This window comes from Tatumella ptyseos (assembly GCF_030552895.1).
Taxonomy (GTDB): domain Bacteria; phylum Pseudomonadota; class Gammaproteobacteria; order Enterobacterales; family Enterobacteriaceae; genus Rosenbergiella; species Rosenbergiella ptyseos_A.
In genome coordinates this window covers 391,693-415,903 of record NZ_CP130649.1, presented here as the reverse complement: position 1 = coordinate 415,903, position 24,211 = coordinate 391,693, and the positions used below count along the sequence as shown (strand labels likewise).

Sequence of the window (24,211 nt, the reverse complement as noted above, 5' to 3'; positions counted from 1 at the left end):
CTCGATATTAGGGTTATTTTACCCATCATAATGTGAATTATGCTGGGATCAGTTGTGATTATTTTATAAATATCTCAGCCACTCGTGAATCAAATCACATATTTTAACAATAACTCAAGGTAACCTACCAATAAGTAACACTATTTAACTAAATTTAACAGCATCGAGGTTATCTATGCCAGTACAGAATACAAATGTCTGCGTTATTGGGCTAGGTTCAATGGGAATGGGCGCTGCGCTGTCATGTATCAAATCAGGTCTCAATACCTGGGGTGTTGATATCAATTCAACGTCCTGCCAAAACTTAATCAATGCGGGTGCGAAAGATGCGGGCAATAGCGCTGTCCCCTTCGCCGCAGAACTCGATATTGTCCTATTACTGGTCGTCAACGCTGAGCAAGTTAACACTATTTTATTCGGCGCTGAGGGGTTAGCACCTCGCTTATCCCGTGGAACCATTGTTATGGTCTCCTCAACCTTGTCCGCTGCAGATGCTTGCGAGATCGAAAAAAATCTACACGCTTACGGCTTACTGATGCTGGATGCCCCTGTATCAGGGGGAGCAGTGAAGGCTGCTTGCGGCGAGATGACTATAATGGCCTCTGGCAGTGCAGAAGCATTTACCGGCTCAAAACCCGTTTTGGAGGCAATTGCCAGTAAAGTCTACTGCATTGGGGAAGCAATAGGCCTCGGTTCAACCGTAAAAATCATTCATCAATTATTAGCGGGCGTACATATTGCGGTAGGCGCAGAAGCGATGGCTTTAGCAGCCCGAGCCGGGATCCCACTCGATACTATGTATGATGTCGTTACCAATGCTGCCGGTAACTCTTGGATGTTTGAGAACCGCATGCAGCACGTGCTCGAAGGTGACTATACCCCTAAATCGGCAGTCGATATTTTTGTCAAAGACTTAGGCTTGGTCAATGACACCGCACGTTCACTCAAATTTCCGCTTCCACTGGCGACCACCGCTTTGAATATGTTCACTTCCGCCAGCAATGCAGGCTACGGCCGCGAAGACGATAGTGCGGTTATTAAGATTTTCAGTGGTATCACACTGCCAGAGAAAAAGGTTGAGGGGTAATACTATGCAACTCGGTGTCATTGCAGATGACTTTACTGGCGCAACCGATATTGCCAGTTTTCTCGTTAAGAACGGTATGTCAGCGATTCAACTCAATGGTGTCCCACAGAAGGCACTCACCATAGATAGTGATGCGGTAGTTATCAGTTTAAAGACGCGTTCTTGTGATCCTCAACTGGCGATAGAACAGTCGTTAGCTGCGCTTCACTGGCTACAAAAACAAGGCTGCCAACAGTTTTATTTCAAATACTGCTCAACCTTTGATAGCACTGCTAAAGGAAATATTGGTCCGGTACTCGATGCACTATTAGCTAAATTAAGTGAAGAAACTACGGTCATTTCACCCGCCCTCCCCGTTAACGGCAGAACCGTTTATCAAGGATATTTATTTGTTGGACATCAATTACTAAGTGAATCGGGAATGCGTCACCATCCGGTCACGCCGATGACAGAGGCAAATTTACAACATTTGATCGCCGCACAGGCTCAGGGTAAACCTGGCTTAATCGACTATTCAATCGTCGAGCAAGGCACAGAAGCCGTACGCCAACAGCTAGATGTACTAACGAAAACTGGCATTAACTATGTCGTACTCGATGCTCTCAATGAACAGCACCTATTAACTCAAGGCGAAGCGGTGCAGGGGCTTAAACTCGTTTCTGGTGGTTCGGGATTAGCCATCGGTATTGCACAAGCTTGGGCTAAGAAACAGGGCGAAATTAAAGAGAATTCTAGTGCTGGTGTACCTGTATCTGGCCCTGCAATCGTATTGTCCGGCTCCTGCTCCGAAATGACCAACACTCAGGTGAAAGCCTACCGACAACAAGCCCCAGCAAAAAGCCTCGATTTAGCCAAGTGTTTTGCGGATCTCGATCAATATGTTACGCAAATTTCTACTTGGGTTCGTGAGTACGCTAACGCTCCACTCGCCCCCTTGGTTTATGCCACAACCGAACCTGAAACGCTTAAACAGTCACAAGCAACCTATGGCAGTAAAGCCAGTAGCGAGATCGTCGAGCGTTTCTTTTCTTGTCTCGCTGCTGACCTACTCGAGCAAGGTTTCAAGCGCTTTATTGTCGCAGGGGGAGAAACCTCGAGTAGTGTCGCACAAACTCTTGGCGTCACCGCCTTCCATATTGGGCCAGTCATCTCGCCTGGTGTGCCTTGGGTTCGCGATACCGAACAAGCACTCTCCCTTGCCTTAAAATCAGGCAATTTTGGGGATGAAAATTTCTTTGCCCGCGCACAGCAGGAGTTTCCAGTATGACTGAACAAGAATTACGCCATGAAATGGTACAAATCGGCGCCTCACTCTTTTCTCGCGGTTATGCCACCGGTTCTGCTGGGAATCTTTCTTTATTACTTCCCGATGGCAACCTGTTAGCCACACCGACCGGTTCCTGCTTAGGTGAATTACAGGAAGATACCCTCTCCGTTGTCACCCCGCAGGGAGAATGGCTTTCAGGAAATAAACCCTCCAAAGAGGTGACCTTCCATCGGGCGGTTTACCAAAATAACCCTCAATGTAAAGCGATTGTGCATCTTCATTGTCACTACTTAACGGCCCTTTCATGTTTACAAGGACTGGATACGAAAAATTGTATCCGTCCTTTCACGCCCTATGTGGTGATGCGTATTGGTGATGTTCCTGTCGTCCCCTATTACCGGCCAGGTGATCAACGTATAGCTGACGATCTCGCCAAACTGGCCCCTCACTACAATGCATTCCTGCTAGCAAACCATGGCCCGGTAGTGACCGGTTCCTCACTTCGTGAGGCGACCTACAATACCGAAGAGTTAGAGGAAAGCGCGCGATTAATATTCACGTTAAATAACCGTGAGATTCGTTATTTAACCTCAGATGAAATTCACGAACTGAGATAACCGATTATGCCTAAATTTGCTGCTAACCTAACGACGATGTTCACCGAACTTCCCTTTATGGAACGATTTGCCGCTGCGGCGCAAGCCGGTTTTGAGGGCGTAGAATTTTTATTCCCTTACGACTATGCCGCAGCAGAAATTAAACAACAGCTAACTGAAAACCGTTTGCAACTCGTCTTATTCAATACCCAACCAGGTAATGTCACCAAAGGAGAGTGGGGAGTGAGTGCCCTGCCTGATCAAATCCCCTTAGCACGTCAGCACATTCAGCTGGCGCTTGATTATGCCTGTGCGCTTGATTGTGAACAGGTACATGTGATGGCGAGCGTAATTACCCCTGACATGTCGCGCGAACGTTGCGAAACAACCTTTATTGAAAACATGCGTTATGCCGCCGACCTCTTTGCGAAAAAAGGGAAATACCTCCTAATTGAAGCGTTGAACCCACAGACCAAACCAGATTATTTATATTCCAGCCAATATCAAACACTCGCGATGATCAAACGGATCGATCGCCCAAACGTCTTTACGCAACTCGATCTCTTTCATGCGCAAAAAGTGGATGGCAATTTAAGTCAGCTAATTACTCATTACGCCGGACAATATCGGCATATCCAAATTGCCTCATTACCGGACCGTCATGAACCCGATGAAGGTGAAATCAATTATGACTGGATATTTAAACTTTTAGATAGCATCGATTATCGAGGGTGGATTGGATGTGAGTACTTACCCAAAAAAGATACGTTATCTGGACTGCAGTGGTTTGCTAAATATAAAAAATAAGTTTTACCAAGAATAAATATAACTCTTAACCCTACTTATTCTGAGGTTTACTATGTCTACCACGGCGCTATTACTCATTGCGTTAGCAAGCGTAGTATTACTACTATTATTAGTTATCAAAGCCAAGGCTCATCCATTTGTAGCCTTATTGATTGTTAGCCTTTTAGTCGCCTTCACTACCGGTATTCCGGCTAGCGAAATTATCAAGACCATTGAAAAAGGGATGGGGGGGATTCTTGGGCACATTGCCAGCATCATCATTCTTGGTTCGATGCTCGGCGTACTGATTGAAATGTCAGGAGGTGCTGAATCTCTCGCCAAAAAACTGACTCACGTCCTGGGCCCCAAAAGAACGATTGCCGCATTGACCATCGTTGCCTTTATCCTCGGCACCCCAGTATTTTTTGAAGTGGGTTTTATCATTATCATCCCCTTAATTTATGGCTTTAGTAAGGTTTCTCATGTCTCGCCACTGAAATTTGGCTTACCGATGGCGGGTGTGATGTTGGCCGTACATGTAGCCCTCCCCACTCATCCAGGTGCGGCAGCAGCGGCAAGTATCCTGCATGCTGAGGTCGGCTGGTTGATGATAACCGGACTATTTGTGGCGATGGCTGTCGGTATTGTTGGGTATTTTTACGCTCGAATGCTCAATAAACGTAATTACCAATTATCTATTAATGTTTTTGAGCAACAACAGACCGCTGAATTGCCCGGTCATGCCAAGAAAAAAGCACAGCAAGTCCCACCCAGTGCGTGGGTTATTGGTGGCTTGATAGTGATACCTATCGCGTTAATTGTCTCTGGCACCTTATGCCAAGCTTTGTTAGCCGAGGGTAATTTACTGCGGCAAATCATGACCATTATCGGGACGCCGCCTGTTGCCCTATTGATTTCACTGGGGATAGCCAGTTGGGTACTGGGTCTTCGTCGAGGTATGAGCTTGAAAAAATTAGGCGACGTGACGGGCAGTGCAATCCCCTCTTCTGCTGACGTTATTCTCGTCGCGGGAGCTGGCGGGGCCTTTGGTGGCGTGTTAGTTGCCTCAGGTATCGGAAATGCTTTAGCTCAAGTCTTGGAGGCTATTCACCTACCATTAATACCTGCGGCCTTTCTGCTCTCTTTAGTACTACGCGCCTCACAAGGCTCAGCGACCGTGGCAATCTTGACAACCTCCGGTCTATTATCTCAAGCCTTGGTTGGCTTAGGCCCTGCGCAAACTGTATTAATTACCTTATCGACCTGTTTTGGTGCGTTAGGCTTATCACATGTCAACGATGCCGGATTTTGGGTGGTAACGCGTTATCTAGGATTATCAGTGCCCGATGGTCTAAAAACCTGGACTGTACTGACAACCGTGATGGGGATCAGTGGTTTTCTCGTAACCTGGGCGCTTTGGGTTGTGGTTTGAGTTTATAGAGCATTTAGTAACGGATGCCAGCAAATAAGATTCTTTTATAATTCTTTGTACGACTTGCTGACTTCATCGTCAGCCTGTCGTGGTAAATAGTGGTAATAGTTTGTACAAAACCTAAGTCATAACCAGCGGTAAATAGTGGATACTTTAAACCTTAATATGAGGCCTACTCAAACACCGTACAGCTAACGCCCCGCTTCAGCTGAAGCGATTAACATCTCTAGGGTTAATGCTTGCGCAACATGATGGTCGGTTTTGAGGAAATAGGGTAGTAATGCGTTGGGTAAAAACGAATTCCCTCATTAGGAAAGTATTTTTGAAAAGTAAAACCATTGGGTTCAATTTCAAGAAGATTGAAATACTCTTCAAAAAAATGGCAGCATCTTCAGGTAATTCTGGATTATTACCCGAGCTTAATGAGTTTTCTACCGCCATATCCCAACAGTGTTTCTTTATCAGCTTTTTCACTAATAATGTCTGGCTCATCATTTCAACTTTCTAAATTTATGATCAGGTCAGTCTTACTAATTGCTATGTTCTAATTAAAATCTACGGATTCCAACCCTGCCAATGGTTAATTGATCTGATAGGAAAGATGGGCGTTCACTTGTTGTCCATTTAATGAATAACTAATCGAGTCACTTAGTGAAGAGACTTTTCCACTATAGGTTATAGCGATATTATAATTATCACTTACCCTTACCTGACTTATTGTTCCACTTCCGGTAAGGAACGGTATTTGATACTTCAATTTATTGGCGATAAAATCCTCACCCCCACTTATTTTATCCGTTATATAGAACCGATTGGTAATCGGCACTGTTGCGTTACCCTCTCTATCTTCTGTGATATAAAGCCATAAATTATTCTTTATTTTATAACTATGCTGTAATTGGTAATTCTTATTACTATTTTGTGCATAAAATACAAAATAGCCACCGAGTAATAAAAGTAACGCTAAGACAAAACATACTGCCATCCAGTTAATAGCCGTTTTGTCGGGCATAGGCAATTCCTTCTTTAATGTAATATTGGTCATTCGGATCATCGCTATACGGCGAGTTTTGGTACCACTTTCCCCACTCTGGTTTTGAAGTCCCAGCGCGACTTTGCGCCCAACCGGCTCCCCTCAATAAAATATTTTCCGGTATTCCTGCAGCAGTTCCCGCTGCTCCGAAATTAAAATTACCGAAGTTAGAAAAATAGGGATCGAATTGCTTGTAATCCCATCGCCCCCTATTTCTAACCATCTGATAGAACCAGTAGTAAGTAGATAAACCCGCCATATTTCGCGGCATTCCATTACGGCGAGCTTCGAGCATATTACTTTTAACCACTTCTACACTAGGTCCTATTGGTATTCTTCCCATTTCTACACTCTCATCCTGATGAATGTTTAAAAATTAACCCTATTAAAGTTAGCTAAATTGAATTAGATAATTGATTGCTAAGGTTTTTATAAATTATAACTTAAGTAAACTTAATATAAATATGACGCAGATATTACCCTGTAAACAGTAAGCGAAGGTAGATGAAAAATCGTCAATAAGGCAATTAGATATGAGGAAATCTTAGGCTAAGAGGTGAACAGGGCTATGTGATTGACGTGCCAACGGCTCCTAAGGAAAAATTATGCCACGTCTAACAAAACAAAAAAGCCACTCAATCGAGTGGCTTTTTGTCCTGATTTAACAGGGTAAATTTGGTGGCCCCTCCCAGACTTGAACTGGGGACCAAACGATTATGAGTCGTCTGCTCTAACCGACTGAGCTAAGGGGCCTTAATGTGGCAAGGAGTATAAAGCATCCGATTAGTCTAATCCAGTGCTGTCGAGTTAGTTGCTGTTTTTTAAGGCAGATCATTCGCAAAGCTTAGGATTATTACAATATCAGTCATTTAAGCTGGAGAAGGTGGCTGAACTTGATAGACCCAGGCTTCAAACTGTTGCCCCTCCGCGGTGGTCGCGGTGGTGGTGATGCGGTCGTAGCCGGCCTCGAACTCATCCAATTCGGGCCAATGGTCGTCGAGTTGCGGGCTGATAAAAAGGTACCCTGGGACGTGGTCGGCCTGATCATCAAGAATAACGCCAGGAAAGTCGGCGGCCAGTCCCCATGCCTTGGGGTAATAAGTCCCACGAATGGTCGCGGCTATCCACTCGCCGCCGATACGGGTAAGTAGATGCTCGTTTTCACGGCCCTTCTGTAAGGTGCCATACACAAAGAGTGGAATCATGCTAACGCTCCGCATTATCCGTTTTTAGGCATCATGCCCTGAGCCGCGATGAGATTGCAATAATTCCCTTGGGGATGTGTGTAAAAGCCTCTACAGTGGTGAGTCATGTTCTCTCACTTGATCACTAGGAGCAGCAATGAATATCGCATTGGGTCAATGGTCAGTAAGTCGAGAATGGCAAGAAAATGCCAATACCATCATCCAGCTAATGCAAGATGCCGACCGGCAAGGTGCAAGGTTGTTGGTGCTGCCAGAGGCAGTGCTCGCGCGGGATAATCAAGACAGTCAATGGGTGATCGAGGCGGCGCAGCCGCTAGACGGCCCCTTTATCCGTCAACTATTAGCGGCCAGCCAAACACTCGCTATCACGACACTGTTTACACTGCATGTTCCCGCTGAGAATAATAAAGCGCGTAATGTCTTAGTGGCATTGCGTCAGGGTGAAATCTTATTAACCTACGATAAAATTCACCTCTATGATGCCTTTGCAGTGCGTGAATCAGATAAGGTGGTTGCTGGACAAACCTTACCCCCCTTATTACAAATCGATGACTTTACCGTCGGCGTCATGACTTGCTACGACCTACGTTTCCCTGAAATGGCGCGAGCCTTAGCCTTGCAAGGCGCAGAGTTACTGGTGCTACCTGCTGCCTGGTTAAAAGGGCCTAATAAGGAGCTACATTGGGAGCTGCTGACCCGCGCCCGTGCGCTAGAAAATACCTGTTATCTTGCGGCAAGCGGCGAATGTGGCGGGAAAAATATCGGCCATAGTCTTGTCGTCGATCCATTGGGCTTAGTGATCGCCCAAGCAGGAGAACGTCCGCAGCTTATCTTTGCTCAGCTGGATAAAGCACATCTCACTGCAGTGCGTCAGCAATTGCCGGTATTAGCAAATTGCCGGTTAGCCTCGGCATCACCCCGTGTATCATCACCTGATAGTTAGATTTTTTTGGCGAAGAACATAACAAAACGTTATTACTTAGCTAAGGTTAGTGATTTACAAGCTAACTAAGACTTCTTATAGTCAAAATGGCATAACTTCAGAAACTTCATATACTTTTGATAAGGCGTGAATCCATCTACGCGCGGTCAGTGGCGTAGTCACCACGTCAGCGTTGCCGTTTTTAGTACAGTCATACAAGGGAGAGTTAAGGGTGTCGGAAGCGGATCAACAAACTTATCAGTCTCAGCCCATCTTACAGGTGGAAAATTTGACCATCCGTTTCCCGCAACAGGGAAGGCTTCATTCCGTGGTCGATAACCTCAATCTTTCGGTTTATCGAGGTAAAACTCTCGCGTTAGTCGGAGAGTCAGGGTCAGGGAAATCGGTCAGTTCGCTAGCCTTAATGGGGCTGTTACCCAAAGAGGCCGAGGTCAGCGGTCAGCGGCTGTTACGTAATCGGGCCGGACAACAGATAGAGTTAGGGCAGCTTAGCGAATCTCAGTGGCAACGGGTGCGCGGCGCCGAAGTGGCGATGATCTTTCAAGAACCAATGACCTCCCTCAATCCGGTATTTACCGTGGGTCAACAGTTAGCGGAATCGGTACGCCAGCACCAGCCTCTTTCGCATGCTGAGGCACTTCAACAAAGTTTACAGCTGTTAGAGCGCGTGCGGATCCCTGCTGCAAAACAGATCCTTACCCGTTACCCGCATCAACTTTCTGGTGGAATGCGCCAGCGGGTGATGATTGCTATGGCGCTCAGTTGTCGGCCCTCGCTATTAATTGCCGATGAGCCGACCACCGCACTTGATGTGACGTTACAGGCCCAAATCTTAACGCTAATTCGAGAATTACAGCAGGAGTTGGATACCGGTGTACTCTTCATCACCCATGATATGGGCGTGGTCGCCGAGATGGCTGATGAGGTGACGGTGTTACGCCGAGGCCAGATGCTGGAAACCGCAGCAGTTGATACCCTATTCCATTCCCCGCAACATCCTTACACGCGACAATTACTCGCCGCGGTACCCCGTTTAGGGGATATGCAATCCTATAATACCCCGCAGAAGTTTTCGTTACCTGCCGAGGAGAAACCGTTAGCCGACACTTGGGATACTGTCGATCGGCACTCCGCGCCGCTACTACAAGTAAAGGATCTCGTTACCCGATTTCCGCTGCGTGGCGGCTTCCTGAACCGCGTAGTCAGTGAAGTGCATGCGGTTGAACATCTTAGCTTTGATTTACGGGCAGGTGAAACCTTAGCGTTAGTCGGCGAATCAGGCTGTGGAAAATCGACGACCGGTCGTGCACTGCTGCAATTGGTGAAAAGCCAACAGGGATCGATTACCTTTAATGGGCAACGTATTGACCAGTTAAGCGGACCCGCGCTAAATACTTTACGCCAACAGATTCAGTTTATTTTCCAAGATCCTTATGCTTCACTCGATCCCCGTAAAACCGTGGGTTACTCGATTATGGAGCCGCTTTTGATCCATAAGCTGGCCTCCCCAGCCGAAGCTCAACAACGGGTGCATCAGCTCTTGGAGAAAGTCGGTCTGTCAGCAGAACACGCGTTACGTTATCCACATCAATTCTCCGGTGGGCAGCGGCAACGTATCTGTATTGCCCGCGCATTGGCCTCTAATCCAAAGCTGATTGTCGCAGACGAATCGGTATCAGCATTAGATGTCTCGGTACAAGCTCAAATTATTAATCTGCTGCTCGACTTACAGCGTGAGCAGGGCTTGGCTTTCTTATTTATCTCCCATGATATGGCGGTGGTTGAACGAATTAGTCACCGTGTCGCCGTGATGTATCAAGGACAGATTGTCGAGATAGGCCCGCGTGCAGCAATCTTTGCCTCGCCGCAACACCCTTATACGCAAAAATTACTTCAGGCTGTACCGGTTGCCGACCCCAGAAGCCAGCGCCCCCTACTCTCTTCCGCCGTCGAAGAGATCCCGAGCGCCATTTATCCTTTAGGTGAAGGCCCTGAGCGCGTAACCTTTAATGAAGTTACCCCTGGACATTACGTTGCTACTCACGCATCAACCTCACCTTTATCGCCGACCCATGTGGCATCCCCTTTATTGCAGACAGGAGAGACTTTATGATCACCAAACGCCAGCTCCCTTGGCTCATGGCCGTAGGCATGGCCGCAAGCCTGACCAGTGTATCGAGCTTTGCCGCAAAAAATATTGTTGTTGCCGTGGGGTCGAATTTTACAACGCTTGATCCTTATGATGCCAATGACACACTTTCACAAAGCGTCGCCAAGTCCTTTTATCAAGGGCTTTATGGTTTCGATGAAAATATGAAGATCAAACCTGTCTTGGCGGAAAGCTATAACGTCAGTAACGATGGGCTAACCTATACGCTGACACTTCGCCCGAATGTGACCTTCCAAGATGGCACGCCGTTTGATGCACAAGCCGTTAAGGTCAACCTTGATCGCGCGAGCAATCCTGACAGCCATTTAAAACGCTATAACTTATTTAATGACATAGCCAAGACCGAAGCCGTCGATGCACATACGGTAAAAATTACGCTGAAAAAGCCGTTCTCCGCCTTTATCAATACCTTGGCTCACCCTTCTGCCGTGATGATTTCGCCAACCGCATTACAGAAATACGGTAAGCAGATTGGCTTTCACCCCGTCGGAACTGGCCCTTACCAATTCGTGAGCTGGAACCAGACCGATGCAATGACGGTAAAAAAATGGCCGAATTACTGGCAGAAAGGGTTACCTAAATTAGATGGCATCGTTTGGCGTCCGGTTGCCGATAACAATACCCGTGCGGCGATGTTACAAACCGGAGAAGCTGATTTTGCTTATCCAATCCCCTACGAGCAAGCCCCACGTTTAAAAGCGAATAGCAAGTTGGATGTGGTCAGCTGGCCATCCATTATGCAGCGCTATATCAGCCTTAATGTGACCCAAAAACCTTTCGATAATCCGAAAGTCCGTGAGGCCTTAAACTATGCAATCAACCGCGAAGCCCTCGCCAAAGTCGCCTTTGCCGGTTATGCCACCCCTGCTACGGGCATTGTTCCACCAGCGATCGCCGATGCCCAGCACTATCCGGCTATTCCTTATGATCCCGCAAAGGCACGCCAGCTACTAAAAGAAGCCGGTTACCCTCAAGGGTTCCAAACGACCTTATGGTCATCACATAACCACTCTACCGCGCAGAAAGTCTTACAATTTACCCAGCAACAGCTCGCCATGGTCGGAATTAAAGCCCAAGTCACGGCAATGGATGCAGGGCAACGCGCTGCTCAAGTTGAAGATAAGGGTCAAAAAGAGAGTGGTGTACGGATGTTCTATACCGGTTGGACGGCTTCTACCGGTGAAGCTAACTGGGCGTTAACGCCACTCTTTGCAACCAGCTCGTGGCCACCTGCAATCTTTAACACCGCTTTTTACAGTAATCCACAAGTGGATAAAGATTTGGCCGATGCCTTGAACGCGACGGATGCGGCGAAGAAAAATGCTTTCTATAAAGATGCACAGGATAAAATTTGGCATGACCAACCTTGGATCCCGTTAGTGGTCGAAAAGTTAGTCTCTGCCAATAATAAAGCCCTCACCCATTTCAACGTCATGCCAGATACTGGTTTTGATTTTGATAATGCCGACCTGAAGTAATTGAATTGGGCAGGCATGTCCTGCCCACAACTCGAGAATACGCATGCTCAATTATTTTCTTAAACGCTTGCTAGGGATGCTGCCGACGTTATTGATTGTCGCCATTCTCGTCTTCCTGTTTGTCCACTTACTCCCCGGCGATCCAGCGCGTCTGTTGGCAGGACCCAATGCCGACGCGACCGTCGTGGCGATGGTACGCCATCAATTGGGGGTAGACTTACCCCTACCGCAACAATTTTGGCATTATATCGTCCGCTTACTCCATGGCGACTTTGGCCAATCGATGTCCTCACAACGCCCAGTAAGCCAAGAGATTGCTAGCCGCTTTACGCCAACGTTACTGTTAACCCTTTGTAGTATGGCGTGGTCATGCCTGTTTGGCTTATTGATCGGCATAGCCTCTGCGGTGTGGCGCAATCGCTGGCCGGATAAACTCGGCATGTTGGTTGCCGTATCCGGGATCTCCTTTCCCGCCTTTGCATTAGGGATTCTGCTGATGCAAATATTCTCGGTTCAGCTTGGATGGCTGCCAACCGTCGGAGCTGATAGCTGGCGTAACTATATTCTGCCGTCATTAACCTTGGGTGCGTCAGTAGCCTCAGTGATGGCCCGTTTTACCCGAGCATCATTTATTGAAGTACTAGGTGAAGACTATATGCGCACAGCGCGTGCGAAAGGCTTAAGCCCACGTCAGGTGATCTTTAAACATGGCCTACGTAATGCCCTGATTCCGGTTATTACGATGATGGGACTGCAGTTCGGTCTGCTGTTAGGCGGGGCAATCGTGGTCGAAGTGGTATTTAACTGGCCAGGGCTTGGACGTCTGCTCATCGACTCGGTCGAAAACCGCGACTATCCCGTGATCCAAGCGTTGGTTCTACTTTTTTCCTGTGAGTTTATCGTGATCAATTTAGTCGTCGATATGCTTTATGCTGTGGTTAACCCCACTATTCGTTACCGCTGAGGAGAGGTCATGAAAAATTGGCGCCGCGAAGCGGCTTTAAAATCCCTACCGACCCTCGACCCGGCGACACCACAGCCGCCACTTCGCGAGTTTTGGCGACGTTTTCGTCAACAGCCCGTGGCGGTGATGGCTGCGTTATTTGTGATAGTTCTCTTTATCGTTGCTATTTTTGCGCCTTGGCTCACCCCATTCGATGCTGAAAACTACTTCGATTATGACCGTATCGATCAAGGCCCTAGCCTCATGCACTGGTTTGGTGTCGATGCGTTAGGACGCGATATCTTTAGCCGAGTTATCTTAGGAACGCGAATCTCGTTATTAGCAGGGGTCTTTTCCGTGGCGTTAGGTTCAGTAATTGGCACGGTATTAGGCTTAATTGCTGGCTATTACGAAGGATGGGCAGATAGAATTATTATGCGTGTCTGTGATGTACTCTTCGCCTTTCCAGGGATCCTGCTCGCCATCGCGGTCGTTGCCTTGATGGGGCCAGGTATGTCGAATGTGGTCATTGCGGTCGCTATTTTCAGTATCCCAGCCTTTGCCCGTCTGGTTCGTGGCAACACCTTGGTGTTGAAGCAGCTAACGTGGGTGGAGTCGGCCCGCAGTATTGGTGCCTCAACTATGCATATTCTACTCAAACATATCTTGCCCGGGACCTTCTCTTCAATTGTGGTATTTTTTACCTTACGTATTGGCGTGTCGATTATCTCTGCCGCTAGCCTGTCATTTATTGGCTTAGGGGCTCAACCGCCCACGCCAGAATGGGGTGCAATGCTTAACGAGGCACGTTCAGATATGGTGATGGCTCCGCATGTCGCTCTATTTCCTATTTTAGCCATTTTTCTCACTGTACTGGCGTTTAACTTATTAGGGGATGGCTTGCGCGATGCACTGGATCCCAAGCTAAGGAAATAACGAGGTTAAACTTACTTTGATTGAGGGCCGATTCAGGCCCTTTTTCTTGGGCTCGAATTACCTGAGCACAATGGCATCCCTAAGAACCCAATTGATGGGTAAGAAAAATAAAATTGCCAGCAAGACTAAAAGCGCCTCCCCATCGTGGATGCTTAGCCTCACGCTACTTTCTCGCCCTCCCCCTAAAACGAAAACCGTTTGAATAAGATTGAGTTTTTTTCTTAATAGATTCCGGTCGAAGAAAGAATCGCCTTCACAAGGCTTACCTCAACTTTCATACTATTGTTCCACTTAACGCAAGGAGCGATTATGTCTCACAGGAACCTCTCATCCCTTAGTCAATTCAAGTCCTTCTTTTTAGCTTTTATAAGCTTACTCTTTCTAAGCTTTTTCACTCAACTCAGTTATGCCGAATCTCGGCCACCAGTCGCCGACCGAGTAATTGGATATGTTGGCGATTTGGGGGTTAAAGTATGGACGTTAAGAATCGGCGATCGCAAAGCGCAAGAAGCATTAGTACAGATTGAGGATGCTGATCACGATTGGAATCTCGTTATTCAAAAAATGAAGATTACTCGAGTTAATGACGCCCTTCATTATTCGGTTAGCCAAGGGAATAAACGTTATGTCGTCTTGATTTTAAAGCAGAATGGCGGCCAGCTCTTTTTACCTAATGAACCTGAACCTATTACGCTTCATTACAGTGAAAGTCTTTCGCAGAGTGGCGATGCACAAATGTTCCTCAATCATTATTTAGCCAATAAAAAATAATTACTGCCTGTTAGGTTGTCGCCTAGCAGGCTAAGCGTAATCCTATTGGTTCGCTAGCTGTACGAGAAAATGTTGGTCCAGTCGATGATAGTTTACTTCTTCAACCACTTTGGCTCCTAACGAGGCATAAAATCCCTGCGCCGCACTATCTTCACGTACTGATAACCAATCTAATCGGCTGCAGGATTTCTCTTGTGCGCGTTGCGCAATAAAGCTCATCATTTTGTGGCCAAAACCTTTACGTCGATATGCCTCAGAAACAAATAACTCTTTAATAAACATTTGACCGCTATAACGTGGAACAGGATAGAGAATCGTGACGCAAGCAAAGGCAACAATACGTCCCTCACTCATCCCTTTATAAATTTCCGTTCCGGAATGTGCGGGAAAAACTCTTTCTTTTAGATACTTAGCCATCTGCTCTGCGGCAATAATTGCTTGCGGATGATGAAAGCGTTCCATCTCAGAGAAAATATCGACCAGATCGGCCCACTCATCCGGCCCACACTGTGTAATTTCCATGGTCATTCCAAGTCATTGATGATGAATTAACTATAGACGAGACCGTTAGCCTAAGCATAAAAAAAGCGCCTATAAAAGGCGCTTTACCGAGTTAAACGTAAAGTGAGACTTCACCCGGTGGCCGAGTTTTAAATCGGCGATGTAACCAGAGGTATTGTTCAGGAGCACGGAGTATTTCCGTCTCAATCACCTTATTCATATAGCTTGCTGCAGCCTGTGAATCTTCATAAGGATAATTTTGAAGCGGTGGTTGAATAATTAACTGATAACCACTTTTGTTAGCATTACGGATTAACACAATCGTCAGCATCGAAGGCTTAGCCAATCGCGATAAGACAAAGGTTCCGTTAGTGGTGGCCACTTTATCAACGGCAAATAATGGCGCGAAAACACTGCCTTTAGGACCGTAGTCTTGGTCTGGCGCAAACCATACGGCTTCGCCTTGTTTCAAGGCTTGAACCATTCCACGTAGGTCACGGCGATCAATCATCGCCTTGTTCGAACGCATACGCCCTTTAGTCTGCGCCCATTCCATCGCCTGGTTATTATGGGGCCGGTACATGGCCATCATCGGTTGGCAAAGGCCGGTAATACGCCCCCCCAATTCCAACGACATGAAGTGAACACCAATAACCATGACACCGCGCTGCTCTTGTTGAGCTTGCTGCAAGTTATTGAGTCCTGATACAGAGTAGAGTTTACGTACCCTTTTATCTGACCAAAACCACGCTATGCCAGTTTCGACTAAAGCCATGCCTAAGGATTCAAAATTCTTAGCAATTAGGGCTTCCAACTCCTGCTCCTGAATATTAGGAAAGCAGAGTTGTACGTTACGTCGTGTGATAGATTCGCGTCGCTTTAATACGCGACGAGAAATTTTACCCGCTTTGGCTCCCAACCGAATCAATATAGGATAAGGGAGTTGCACTAATAACCACAGTACACCTAGTCCAAACCAAGTGAACCAATACCGTGGATGTAAAATTTTAAGCTGAAATTGCCCAGTTTTTTTCATAAAGCCTTCAATAAAAGAAGCCTCTACGCCAGAAACTCCGCATTTCTTGGCAACGTATGGCCTCAGTAATGATTTTGACCGCGAAAAGTAGAAAATGTCACCGCAGTATTGCGTGAAATAATGAAAGAAAATGTATCTGAACTTAGGGGGTCGTTGCGACAAGGACAATATCAACTTGGATAGGGTCCGCAACCAACGCCGGATATTGCCCCATACCAAAGGCTTGACGCGATAGGGTTATAGTACCAGAAAGACGTAAATATCCGCCACTAGTCTGTAATCGTGAATCATCGCTACGTTTACCATAAAGCATCACAGGGCGAGTCATTGCTTTAATTTTTAGTGACCCTAGCACACGATAACGGCCTTGGCCCATGTCAATAATACGACTACTGGTAAAGGTGACATTGGGATATTGAGCTTGGTCAAAAAATTGATGACTTTTTAGCGCCCAAGTCAGCACACGGTGGTGTGCATCGAGATTCGCAATCGGCATATCGATACGTAACCGGTCTCCCACATCGTGCTGTGGGTCGACAACGATATCCCCTCGAAGACCAGTGATCCGCGCATGGTAATCCGATTTCCCGATCATATTCCACCGTAACAGCACATAACTGCTCTCGGCTAACTGAAAGGGAATAGGGGCGGCAAAGGCTGGAAAGATCGCCCCAACAAGACTAAGCAACAGTAATCCTACGCGCAACATGGTTCTCTCCGAGCTAAACGCTGAAGTTATAGCTTAGCGTTAAGTAGGCCACCAAGAGAAACTATTTATGGATAAGTAATCCCAGCAGGGTCAATCTGCGACTGAGTAATCCCTTCCTTCTCCTCACCCCAGCGCGCCATAATTTTTTGATAGTTGCCGTTATCAATCGCATCGTTCAATGCTTGATTCAAGGCGTTAACGAGGCCGTTGCCTTTACGGGTGGTGGTCGCAACCCAGGCTTTTTTGGGGCCATAACCTACGACTTTCGTACGCCCATTCAATGCTGCCTTCCATGCAGCGGCAGCCTGTGGCCCAAAATTAATGTCTGCCCTGCCTGACTGTAAAAATAGTGTCGTGGTCGCGTCATCCGTTAAGTAGATGGGGGTAGCTGGTGTCAGTTGTTGCTGGCGTAATTGTGTATTCCAGCCAAGCAAGATACGCTCTTGATTCGTTCCCGAGCCGACAATCACACGCTGGCCGGCAACATCCTTCGCGGAGGCGATATGAGTGATTGGGCTATCCTGTTTCACGCTAAACGCCAGCGAATCGGTTCGGTACGTCGCGAAATCGTATTTTTGCTTACGTTGCTCGGTGACGGCAATATTCACTAGCGCAACGTCGTAACGACCACTACTAATACCTAACGGCCAATCTTCCCAGGAGACCGGCACAATATTAAGTTTTAATCCCAAACTCTGCGCGAGTAAGCGGGCAATATCAATATCACTCCCTATTCGAGTGCGATTATCACTCGCCAGTAGCGATAAGGGGGGCGCGTTTTGCGCAGAGACAGCGACCGTCAGTTGCCCAGCATGCGCCCATCGATAGTCGGTCGGCAGTAAGGCTATCGCTTTAGGATCGGTAGGCACCATAAGCGGCTCTTCATTAGCCTTAAGGTCAACAGCCGCTTGTGCTTGTATCGCACAGAATAATAACAGCGACGTTAAGCGAGTAATACGCATTGAGCCTCCTAAAGCACATTTGCCAAGAAATTTCGCGTTCGGCTATGTTGTGGATTATCTAATACCTGCTCAACTGGTCCCTGTTCAATAATCTCTCCCTCCACCATAAAAACAATGTTATCGGCAATTTTACGTGCAAAGGCGATTTCATGCGTGACGATAACCAGCGTTTTCCCCGACCTTGCCAATTGTTCAATCACCGTCAACACCTCGCCGACTAGCTCTGGATCAAGCGCCGAGGTCGGCTCATCAAAGAGCAGTACTTTTGGACGAAGCGCCAGTGCTCGAGCTATCGCCACACGTTGCTGTTGCCCTCCAGAAAGCTGGCGCGACCACGCATTCGCTTTATGCGCCAAGCCGACTTGCTCTAGTAAGGCTAAAGCCTGTTCATTGGCAGCTTTACGGGATAATCGTTTATGTGCAATCGGGGCTTCGGCGACATTTTCTAATGCCGTCATATGCGGAAAGAGATTAAAACTTTGGAATACATAACCCACCTGTGTCCGCTGTTTTAAAATGGCTTTCTCTTTTAAAACGTAGAGTTTGTCGCCCTTTCGCCGATAACCGATATAGTCATCATCAATAGTAATCACGCCCTGATCGACACCCTCAAGATGATTGATGGTACGTAGTAACGTCGATTTCCCTGACCCAGAAGGACCGATGATCACCGTGACTGATCCCGCGGGGATATCAAGATTGATCTGCTTTAAGGCATGAAAACTTCCGTAGTGCTTACTGACATTTTGGATAGAGATTTTACCTGGGACGTTAGCGCGTGTGAGCATGAGCAGCCTCCGTTTTTTGACGGGTAACGAAGCGTAAGGGGAGATAGCGATTGACCAGACGTTTGACCGCGGCGGGTTGAGCCGCTCGTCGCTCGCTGCGCGTCACAGCTTGTTCAACCCCATATTGCAAAAGCGAAAGGCCAGTGGTGATCACCAAGTACCAGCCCGCACCGACCATCAATAATGGGATGACCTCTTGGTTGCGGTTATAAATCATTTGTACCGAGTAAAAAAGCTCAGGCATCGCCAGCACATACACCATTGAAGTCCCTTTCGCTAAGCTAATAATCTCATTGAATCCGGCGGGCAAAATCGCGCGGAGTGCCTGCGGTAAAATGATACGCCACGTCCGACGCCATGAAGAGAGCCCCAACGCTGCTGCTGCCTGATATTGCCCAGCGTCAACACTATTGAAGCCGCCACGAATGATTTCGGCGGTGTAAGCACTTTGGACTAAGGTCAACCCTATCACCGCCGAAGAGAACTGTCCTAACACATCAATGGTTTGAAAGTGGCCATAACTCAATGAAGTAAAAGGAATTCCTAAGCTGACCCTGTCATAGAGATAGGAAAAGTTGTACAGAATAATCAGAACGACCAGCAGCGGTAGCGAGCGGAAAATCCAAATATAACCCCATGCTAATCCGGCCATTAGCGCAGAATCTGACATTCTCGCTGAGGCTAAAAGCCCCCCCACCACAATACTCAGCAGTGCGCTTGAGATCATCAGCAGCAAGGTATTTTTCACCCCTTCAAGGATCACCGGGTTAAAGAACCATTCGCTAAATACCCCCCACTCCCAGCGGGGATTGAACGCGATAGACTGTACGAGGGTGGCAGCAATAAACAGCACGGCTATTCCCCCAACGATTCGCCACGGATACCGAGCAGGAACAACTTTTAATGAAGGCTGTAAAGACATAAAGCATCCTTAAGCGACGTCTTGCGTCGCACTAAAATTGAGTGCTTTGATAAAGCGTAAGCGACCATCGAAGGGAGGCTGGCTATACTCTTCAAAGTCTCTTGAGAGGTCAAACTGCGGCTGATAGCCTAAGGAACGATAGAGTGCTACGGCCTCGGGTTGGCGAAAACCCGTACTGAGATAGATACGTTGATAACCGGCCTCCCAAGCACTACGTTCCAATTGCTGCATAACTTTTGCGGCAATCCCCTGTCCCCGTAAGTCGCGACGGGTCCAGATACGTTTCACCTCAGCGGTCTTGTCGTCATAAGGTTTGAAGGCACCAGTAGCGATAATTTCACCTTGCTGTTCCAGCTGGAGAAATAGTCCCTGTGGGGGAAGGTACCACTCGGTCAATTCGACCTCATTATGCCGCGAAAAATAGTCACCATATCGGGCGCTGTATTCCGCAAACAAGCCAGTCAGAATAGGGACTAACTGTTTGTCGTCCGGTGATACCTGACGAAAACCTTCTGCTAACATACTGGCCTCCTAATCGCCCAAGCCTGCTGGATTCACTTCTGAGGTAGGGATCGCTTCGACGCCCTCTCCCCAACGATTGAGCACTCGCTGATAGCTACCATCTTTAATCGCACTGTCTATGGCTGCCGTAACGGCGGGGGCTAAGTCGTTACCTTTTTTCAGGGTAACGGCAATATGGGCGGCTTGAGGCCATCCCCCATCAACATTACCGACTAGATGCGTACGTCCGGTTTTTGCGGCTTGCCAAGCACCATTCACATTGGGCCCAAACCAGGCATCAGCGCGCCCGGACTGGAGAGCCAGAGCCTGTGCTGCGCTGCTGGTCATGTAGATAGGGGTCACGGAAGGTAATCCGGCTTGGATATTTTTTTGGTTCCACTCCAGTAAAATCGCTTCTTGATTCGTCCCCGATCCGACGATGATTCGCTTGCCAGCAATATCTTCTGCGCGGGTAATACTTTTAATCGTGCTATGGTTTGGCACATAAAAGCCGAGGAGATCTTTCCGATAGGTCGCAAAATCAAACTTCTCTTTACGCGCTTTGGTCACGGTAATATTACTAATTGCTGCATCATACTTACCGCTGGTGACACCTAACGGCCAATCTTCCCAAGAGGTCACGACGATACGGAGCTTTAAGCCCAGCGCTGACGCCACTAAACGCGCAATATCCGGTTCACTACCGATCAAGGTTTTGTTATCTTCCGCGAAAACCGTTAACGGTGCTGCGCCTTCCCCCGAAATTCCCACGGTAAATTCCCCAGGATGGGCCAACTTCAATCCTTTAGGAAGCTTGGCGATGGCTGCGGGATTCGCAACAGTGGTAATTGGCTGTTCGTTAGCCTTAAGGTTAATTTCAGTGCCATTAACCTCTGTCCCGGCCAAGGCAGAGAGGGGTAAGAGAAGTGCTGCGAGAGTAATAATCTTTTTCATGCTACATCCTGTCGCTGGGTCACTTGAGTAAAGGAATTCACGGGTGTCGGTAGCCCTAACGAATCACGTAACCTTTGTCCCGGATAATCCTGACGATAAATGCCACGTTGCTGCAATAGTGGAACCACCTCATTAACAACCTTTGCTAACACCTCTGGCGTCGCGCCTTGAATGATAAAACCGTCGGCGGCCTCATTCTCAAACCAGAGCTGTAGGCCATCGGCCACCTGCTCTGCCGTGCCATGGAAAAGCGGACGTGGGGTTGTGGTTTCAAGCGCAACTTGACGCAGCGTTAACTGCCGTTGACGAGCGATACGCTTGATCTCGTCAGTGGTGCTGCGAAAACTATTCGCCCCTAACGCTCCCAATTCAGGGAAAGGCTGATCAAGCGGATACTGGCTAAAGTCATGATGCTCGAAATATCGACCGAGGTAATTTAAAGCATCGTCGATGGAGACTAATGCCGCCATCTGTTGATATTGACGTTCAACGTCCTCAGCGTCGGTTCCGACTAAGACTGAAACGCCTTGAAAAATCAGTAACTCTTCGGGCCGACGGTGATAGCGGGGAAGTTGCTGTTTCACGTCACGGTAATAGTGTTGAGCCTCTTGCAGCGTATGTTGATGCGTAAAGATGGCCTCCGCATGACGGGCGGCAAGCTGCTTACCATCACTCGAAGCACCGGCTTGGAAAATCACTGGTCGACCTTGTGGGGTGCGCTCGATATTCAGGGGGCCGGCGACCTGAAAAAATTCACCACTATGGTTCAAGGTATGTAATTTGCTGGAGTCAAAAAACTGCCCCGACTCCTTGTTACGAACAAAGGCCCCCTCTTCCCAAGAGTCCCATAACCCTTTCACCACTTGCAGATACTCATCCGCAATACGATAGCGTAAGGCATGCTCTGGATGCTTAGCACGGGAGTAGTTACGTGCTGACCCCTCTAGCGGCGAGGTCACAACATTCCACCCGGCACGTCCACCGCTAAGATGATCGAGACTGGCGAATTGACGCGCAACCGTAAAAGGATCGCTATAGGAGGTCGAGACGGTTCCCACTAATCCAATGTGGGAGGTTAATGCTGCTAAGGTCGAGAGAACCGTTAAGGGTTCAAAGCGGTTTAAAAAATGGGGAATAGACTTCTCATTGATATACAGTCCATCGGCAACAAAAATAAAATCAAACTTACCTGCCTCGGCGAGCTGGGCCGTTTGCCTGACAAAATTGAGGTTAATACTGGCATCCGCCGTTACCGCCGGATGTCGCCACGCAGCCATGTTCCCTGAAGCGCCTTGGATCATGGTGCCCAAACGTAATTGTCGAGTTGTAGGCATAAAGAGGTCCTCCGCCAGTATTGCGGTGATGTAAAAGCTATAAAAAAGGGGACTAAAGCGAGTCGAGACCGAGGCAACAGGTCAACAGATAGGGCGTGGTGTTTTGCCAATGGCTCCATGCCTCATCGTAATCTTGAGAAAAATAGTGGTCGAGAAGGGTTAATAACTTATTCATGAACTGACTCCTGAAACCAACAGGTGATCAGCAACTCGATGAGCCGCTTGGCGCGCCGCGGCCAAACGTGTTAACGCTTGCTGGCGATGAGCCGGATCGGTAATTGGGAGGTCAATAATAAACTCGTCGATCTGGTAAGCATGATGAAGGTGAAGCAATTGTTCAAACACCTCTTCACCACTACCAATGATGAGCGTTGGATACTTTCTTTCAAGACTCACGATAGGACTCTGCGCCTGTAGTGCAAAGCTATTGGCTTGCTGCTGGGAGCCTAGATTCACCCGTTGCCCATTTTCTAACACCAGCTGCCAGGTTTCGAGTGTCGCGGCCAACGCTGTGGCCTGCGAATGATTGGCGGCTATGACCACCTGTACCGCAACAATGGTTGGTCGCTGGGTTTGCTTTTGCCAAAACGCGGTGATCTTCGCTAACTGTTGATCGTCGCCATTGAGGTGGGCGGCAAAAACGAAGTTCCACCCCTCTTTACTGGCAAGTTCCGCACTCTCCGCGCTCGCACCTAATAGAAAACGCGGCGGCGCAACCGCGGGTAAAGGGGTGGCCTGTAACCTATCATCGGCTTGCGTCAGATAACGCGTTACCGCTTTAAGCTGTTGAACAAAATCTCCATGCTGGCCGGGGACTTTACCTTGTAATGCCTGAGTCGAGGCGGGAAGGCCGCCCGGCGCTTTGCCAACCCCAAGATCAATACGCCCGGGGGCCATAGCGGCTAGCAGGTGGAAATTTTCCGCCACTTTAAAAGGACTATAGTGCTGTAACATCACGCCCCCCGCCCCTAAACGTAATATCTTGGTATGGGCTGCTAACCATGCCAAGACAATTTCTGGCGAAGGGCTAGCCAGCGTAGGGCTATTATGATGTTCGGCAATCCAGTAGCGATAATAACCTGCTTGTTCGGCTAAACGTGCGAGGGCTACGCTGTTGTGTAACGCTTGCTGGCTGGTTTCATCAGCTTGGCGCGGGCATTTATCCAGAATACTCAGACGAAAAGACATAGGGCTTCTCTAAAATTAATCACCATGCCCTAGTTTTATGAGAAAAAAGAAAACGTTGGAAATACTTAATTGGTAATTGAAAAGCTTCTTTTTTGCTAAAGGATACTTTTCAATTATTGAGTCGCTGATAATTATCAAGCTATATAGGTAAATCTTCTCTATCACCGCGCGTCGTGGGTTGGGAAATAACTAAAAACTCGACCACCTGTTCAGACTGATTACTGGCTTGATGCAGCGAGTGCGGCGGGATCTCAATCCCTTGTTGCGCACTGATTTGATGGACAATCCCGGCAACCTCCATGGTTAATTCGCCAGATAAGACGAAAAAAAACTGCCGAGCATGGTGATGGTAATGCCGTCGCTCAGCGGTTTGTGACGGCATTTTTTCATGGATAATTAATAGATCGTCACGTTTCAGTAAATACCATCCGTCACACTGTTCTCCCCACTGATAATGTTCAGCGGTCGTCTTATCAATCATTACCTTTTCCTATTATTGCGTTGTTATCATAAACCATGCTAACCATTGCTATTAATTTGCTAAAGGCTAATTAGATAATAATAGTGTTTTATGCTGATTTTTATTTGTTAACACCCTTTACTTCATAAAAGCGGGTTATTTCCCGAGTATTATCGCCTTTATACTTTTGTGATATATCGTTTTCATTT

General features: G+C 47.6%; 26 protein-coding genes and 1 tRNA gene. 11 read left to right on the top strand and 16 right to left on the bottom strand.

What is annotated here, in order from left to right; all coding sequences use genetic code 11:
* The first annotated feature begins 175 nt into the window (after nt 1-175).
* The 5 genes from ltnD to QJR74_RS02105 are packed head-to-tail and all read left to right on the top strand — an operon-like array spanning nt 176 to nt 5,168.
* Nucleotides 176-1,087 carry an L-threonate dehydrogenase gene (ltnD, locus tag QJR74_RS02125; RefSeq protein ID WP_304372977.1) on the top strand — a complete coding sequence of 304 codons (912 nt, stop codon included), beginning with the start codon at nt 176-178 and terminating at the stop codon, nt 1,085-1,087.
* 4 nt (nt 1,088-1,091) lie between these two features.
* Nucleotides 1,092-2,354 carry a 3-oxo-tetronate kinase gene (gene otnK / locus QJR74_RS02120; protein WP_304372976.1) on the top strand — a complete coding sequence of 421 codons (1,263 nt, stop codon included), beginning with the start codon at nt 1,092-1,094 and terminating at the stop codon, nt 2,352-2,354.
* Nucleotides 2,351-2,971, top strand: coding sequence for a 3-oxo-tetronate 4-phosphate decarboxylase (otnC, locus tag QJR74_RS02115; protein ID WP_304372975.1), 621 nt, complete (start codon nt 2,351-2,353; stop codon nt 2,969-2,971). Before otnK ends, otnC begins: the two co-directional genes overlap by 4 nt.
* 6 nt (nt 2,972-2,977) lie before the next feature.
* Nucleotides 2,978-3,757 carry a 2-oxo-tetronate isomerase gene (gene otnI / locus QJR74_RS02110; protein WP_304372974.1) on the top strand — a complete coding sequence of 260 codons (780 nt, stop codon included), beginning with the start codon at nt 2,978-2,980 and terminating at the stop codon, nt 3,755-3,757.
* Between the two features lie 52 nt (nt 3,758-3,809).
* Entirely contained in the window at nt 3,810-5,168 is a 1,359-nt protein-coding gene (locus QJR74_RS02105; RefSeq protein ID WP_304372973.1) for a GntP family transporter, read from the top strand.
* A gap of 580 nt (nt 5,169-5,748) precedes the next feature.
* Here QJR74_RS02105 and QJR74_RS02095 read toward each other — a convergent pair.
* The 4 genes from QJR74_RS02095 to QJR74_RS02080 all read right to left on the bottom strand — a co-directional run bounded on the left by QJR74_RS02095 (nt 5,749) and on the right by QJR74_RS02080 (nt 7,406).
* Nucleotides 5,749-6,180, bottom strand: coding sequence for a hypothetical protein (locus QJR74_RS02095; RefSeq protein WP_304372972.1), 432 nt, complete (start codon nt 6,178-6,180; stop codon nt 5,749-5,751).
* Nucleotides 6,158-6,544, bottom strand: a complete 387-nt coding sequence (locus QJR74_RS02090; RefSeq protein WP_304372971.1) for a polymorphic toxin type 44 domain-containing protein — start codon at nt 6,542-6,544, stop codon at nt 6,158-6,160. The genes QJR74_RS02095 and QJR74_RS02090 overlap by 23 nt, the downstream gene beginning before the upstream one ends.
* Before the next feature lie 333 nt (nt 6,545-6,877).
* Nucleotides 6,878-6,954, bottom strand: a tRNA-Ile gene (locus QJR74_RS02085).
* 116 nt (nt 6,955-7,070) lie between these two features.
* Nucleotides 7,071-7,406 carry a gamma-glutamylcyclotransferase family protein gene (locus QJR74_RS02080; protein ID WP_304372970.1) on the bottom strand — a complete coding sequence of 112 codons (336 nt, stop codon included), beginning with the start codon at nt 7,404-7,406 and terminating at the stop codon, nt 7,071-7,073.
* Between the two features lie 136 nt (nt 7,407-7,542).
* Between QJR74_RS02080 and QJR74_RS02075 the strand changes: the two genes are divergently transcribed.
* The 6 genes from QJR74_RS02075 to QJR74_RS02050 all read left to right on the top strand — a co-directional run bounded on the left by QJR74_RS02075 (nt 7,543) and on the right by QJR74_RS02050 (nt 14,647).
* Nucleotides 7,543-8,349, top strand: coding sequence for a deaminated glutathione amidase (locus tag QJR74_RS02075; RefSeq protein WP_304372969.1), 807 nt, complete (start codon nt 7,543-7,545; stop codon nt 8,347-8,349).
* A 211-nt stretch (nt 8,350-8,560) separates the two neighbouring features.
* Complete coding sequence (locus QJR74_RS02070) at nt 8,561-10,462, top strand: dipeptide ABC transporter ATP-binding protein (RefSeq protein WP_304372968.1); 1,902 nt, start codon at nt 8,561-8,563, stop codon at nt 10,460-10,462.
* 26 nt (nt 10,463-10,488) lie between these two features.
* Nucleotides 10,489-11,997: a glutathione ABC transporter substrate-binding protein GsiB gene (gene gsiB / locus QJR74_RS02065; RefSeq protein ID WP_304373938.1), complete on the top strand. Its 1,509-nt coding sequence runs from the start codon at nt 10,489-10,491 to the stop codon at nt 11,995-11,997.
* 43 nt (nt 11,998-12,040) lie between these two features.
* Nucleotides 12,041-12,961, top strand: a complete 921-nt coding sequence (gene gsiC, locus QJR74_RS02060) for a glutathione ABC transporter permease GsiC (protein ID WP_304372967.1) — start codon at nt 12,041-12,043, stop codon at nt 12,959-12,961.
* A gap of 9 nt (nt 12,962-12,970) precedes the next feature.
* Entirely contained in the window at nt 12,971-13,876 is a 906-nt protein-coding gene (gene gsiD, locus QJR74_RS02055) for a glutathione ABC transporter permease GsiD (protein ID WP_304372966.1), read from the top strand.
* A 309-nt stretch (nt 13,877-14,185) separates the two neighbouring features.
* Nucleotides 14,186-14,647: a hypothetical protein gene (locus QJR74_RS02050; protein WP_304372965.1), complete on the top strand. Its 462-nt coding sequence runs from the start codon at nt 14,186-14,188 to the stop codon at nt 14,645-14,647.
* Between the two features lie 42 nt (nt 14,648-14,689).
* Here QJR74_RS02050 and QJR74_RS02045 read toward each other — a convergent pair whose 3' ends face one another.
* The 12 genes from QJR74_RS02045 to QJR74_RS01990 all read right to left on the bottom strand — a co-directional run bounded on the left by QJR74_RS02045 (nt 14,690) and on the right by QJR74_RS01990 (nt 24,023).
* Nucleotides 14,690-15,169, bottom strand: coding sequence for a GNAT family N-acetyltransferase (locus QJR74_RS02045; protein WP_304372964.1), 480 nt, complete (start codon nt 15,167-15,169; stop codon nt 14,690-14,692).
* Nucleotides 15,170-15,260: 91 nt separating this feature from the next.
* Nucleotides 15,261-16,184: a kdo(2)-lipid IV(A) palmitoleoyltransferase gene (lpxP, locus tag QJR74_RS02040; protein ID WP_304372963.1), complete on the bottom strand. Its 924-nt coding sequence runs from the start codon at nt 16,182-16,184 to the stop codon at nt 15,261-15,263.
* 142 nt (nt 16,185-16,326) lie between these two features.
* Nucleotides 16,327-16,893: a YceI family protein gene (locus QJR74_RS02035; protein WP_304372962.1), complete on the bottom strand. Its 567-nt coding sequence runs from the start codon at nt 16,891-16,893 to the stop codon at nt 16,327-16,329.
* Between the two features lie 65 nt (nt 16,894-16,958).
* Nucleotides 16,959-17,855, bottom strand: a complete 897-nt coding sequence (locus tag QJR74_RS02030; protein WP_304372961.1) for a transporter substrate-binding domain-containing protein — start codon at nt 17,853-17,855, stop codon at nt 16,959-16,961.
* A gap of 8 nt (nt 17,856-17,863) precedes the next feature.
* A complete protein-coding gene (locus QJR74_RS02025; protein ID WP_304372960.1) occupies nt 17,864-18,643 on the bottom strand; it encodes an amino acid ABC transporter ATP-binding protein in 780 nt (259 codons plus the stop codon).
* Nucleotides 18,627-19,565 (bottom strand): amino acid ABC transporter permease, encoded by a 939-nt coding sequence (locus tag QJR74_RS02020; RefSeq protein ID WP_304372959.1) that lies wholly within the window; start codon nt 19,563-19,565, stop codon nt 18,627-18,629. Before QJR74_RS02020 ends, QJR74_RS02025 begins: the two co-directional genes overlap by 17 nt.
* A 9-nt stretch (nt 19,566-19,574) precedes the next feature.
* A complete protein-coding gene (locus QJR74_RS02015) occupies nt 19,575-20,087 on the bottom strand; it encodes a GNAT family N-acetyltransferase (protein ID WP_304372958.1) in 513 nt (170 codons plus the stop codon).
* A 9-nt stretch (nt 20,088-20,096) separates the two neighbouring features.
* Nucleotides 20,097-21,020, bottom strand: a complete 924-nt coding sequence (locus QJR74_RS02010; RefSeq protein WP_304372957.1) for an ABC transporter substrate-binding protein — start codon at nt 21,018-21,020, stop codon at nt 20,097-20,099.
* Entirely contained in the window at nt 21,017-22,354 is a 1,338-nt protein-coding gene (locus QJR74_RS02005) for an LLM class flavin-dependent oxidoreductase (protein ID WP_304372956.1), read from the bottom strand. The genes QJR74_RS02010 and QJR74_RS02005 overlap by 4 nt, the downstream gene beginning before the upstream one ends.
* Nucleotides 22,355-22,406: 52 nt before the next feature.
* The gene (locus QJR74_RS02000; RefSeq protein ID WP_304372955.1) at nt 22,407-22,529 is read right to left on the bottom strand and encodes a hypothetical protein; all 123 of its coding nucleotides are present in this window, start codon (nt 22,527-22,529) and stop codon (nt 22,407-22,409) included.
* On the bottom strand, nt 22,526-23,542 hold the full coding sequence (locus QJR74_RS01995; RefSeq protein WP_304372954.1) for an MsnO8 family LLM class oxidoreductase: 1,017 nt from the start codon (nt 23,540-23,542) through the stop codon (nt 22,526-22,528). The genes QJR74_RS02000 and QJR74_RS01995 overlap by 4 nt, the downstream gene beginning before the upstream one ends.
* A gap of 139 nt (nt 23,543-23,681) precedes the next feature.
* Nucleotides 23,682-24,023, bottom strand: a complete 342-nt coding sequence (locus tag QJR74_RS01990; RefSeq protein WP_304372953.1) for a cupin domain-containing protein — start codon at nt 24,021-24,023, stop codon at nt 23,682-23,684.
* Nucleotides 24,024-24,211: the final 188 nt, after the last annotated feature.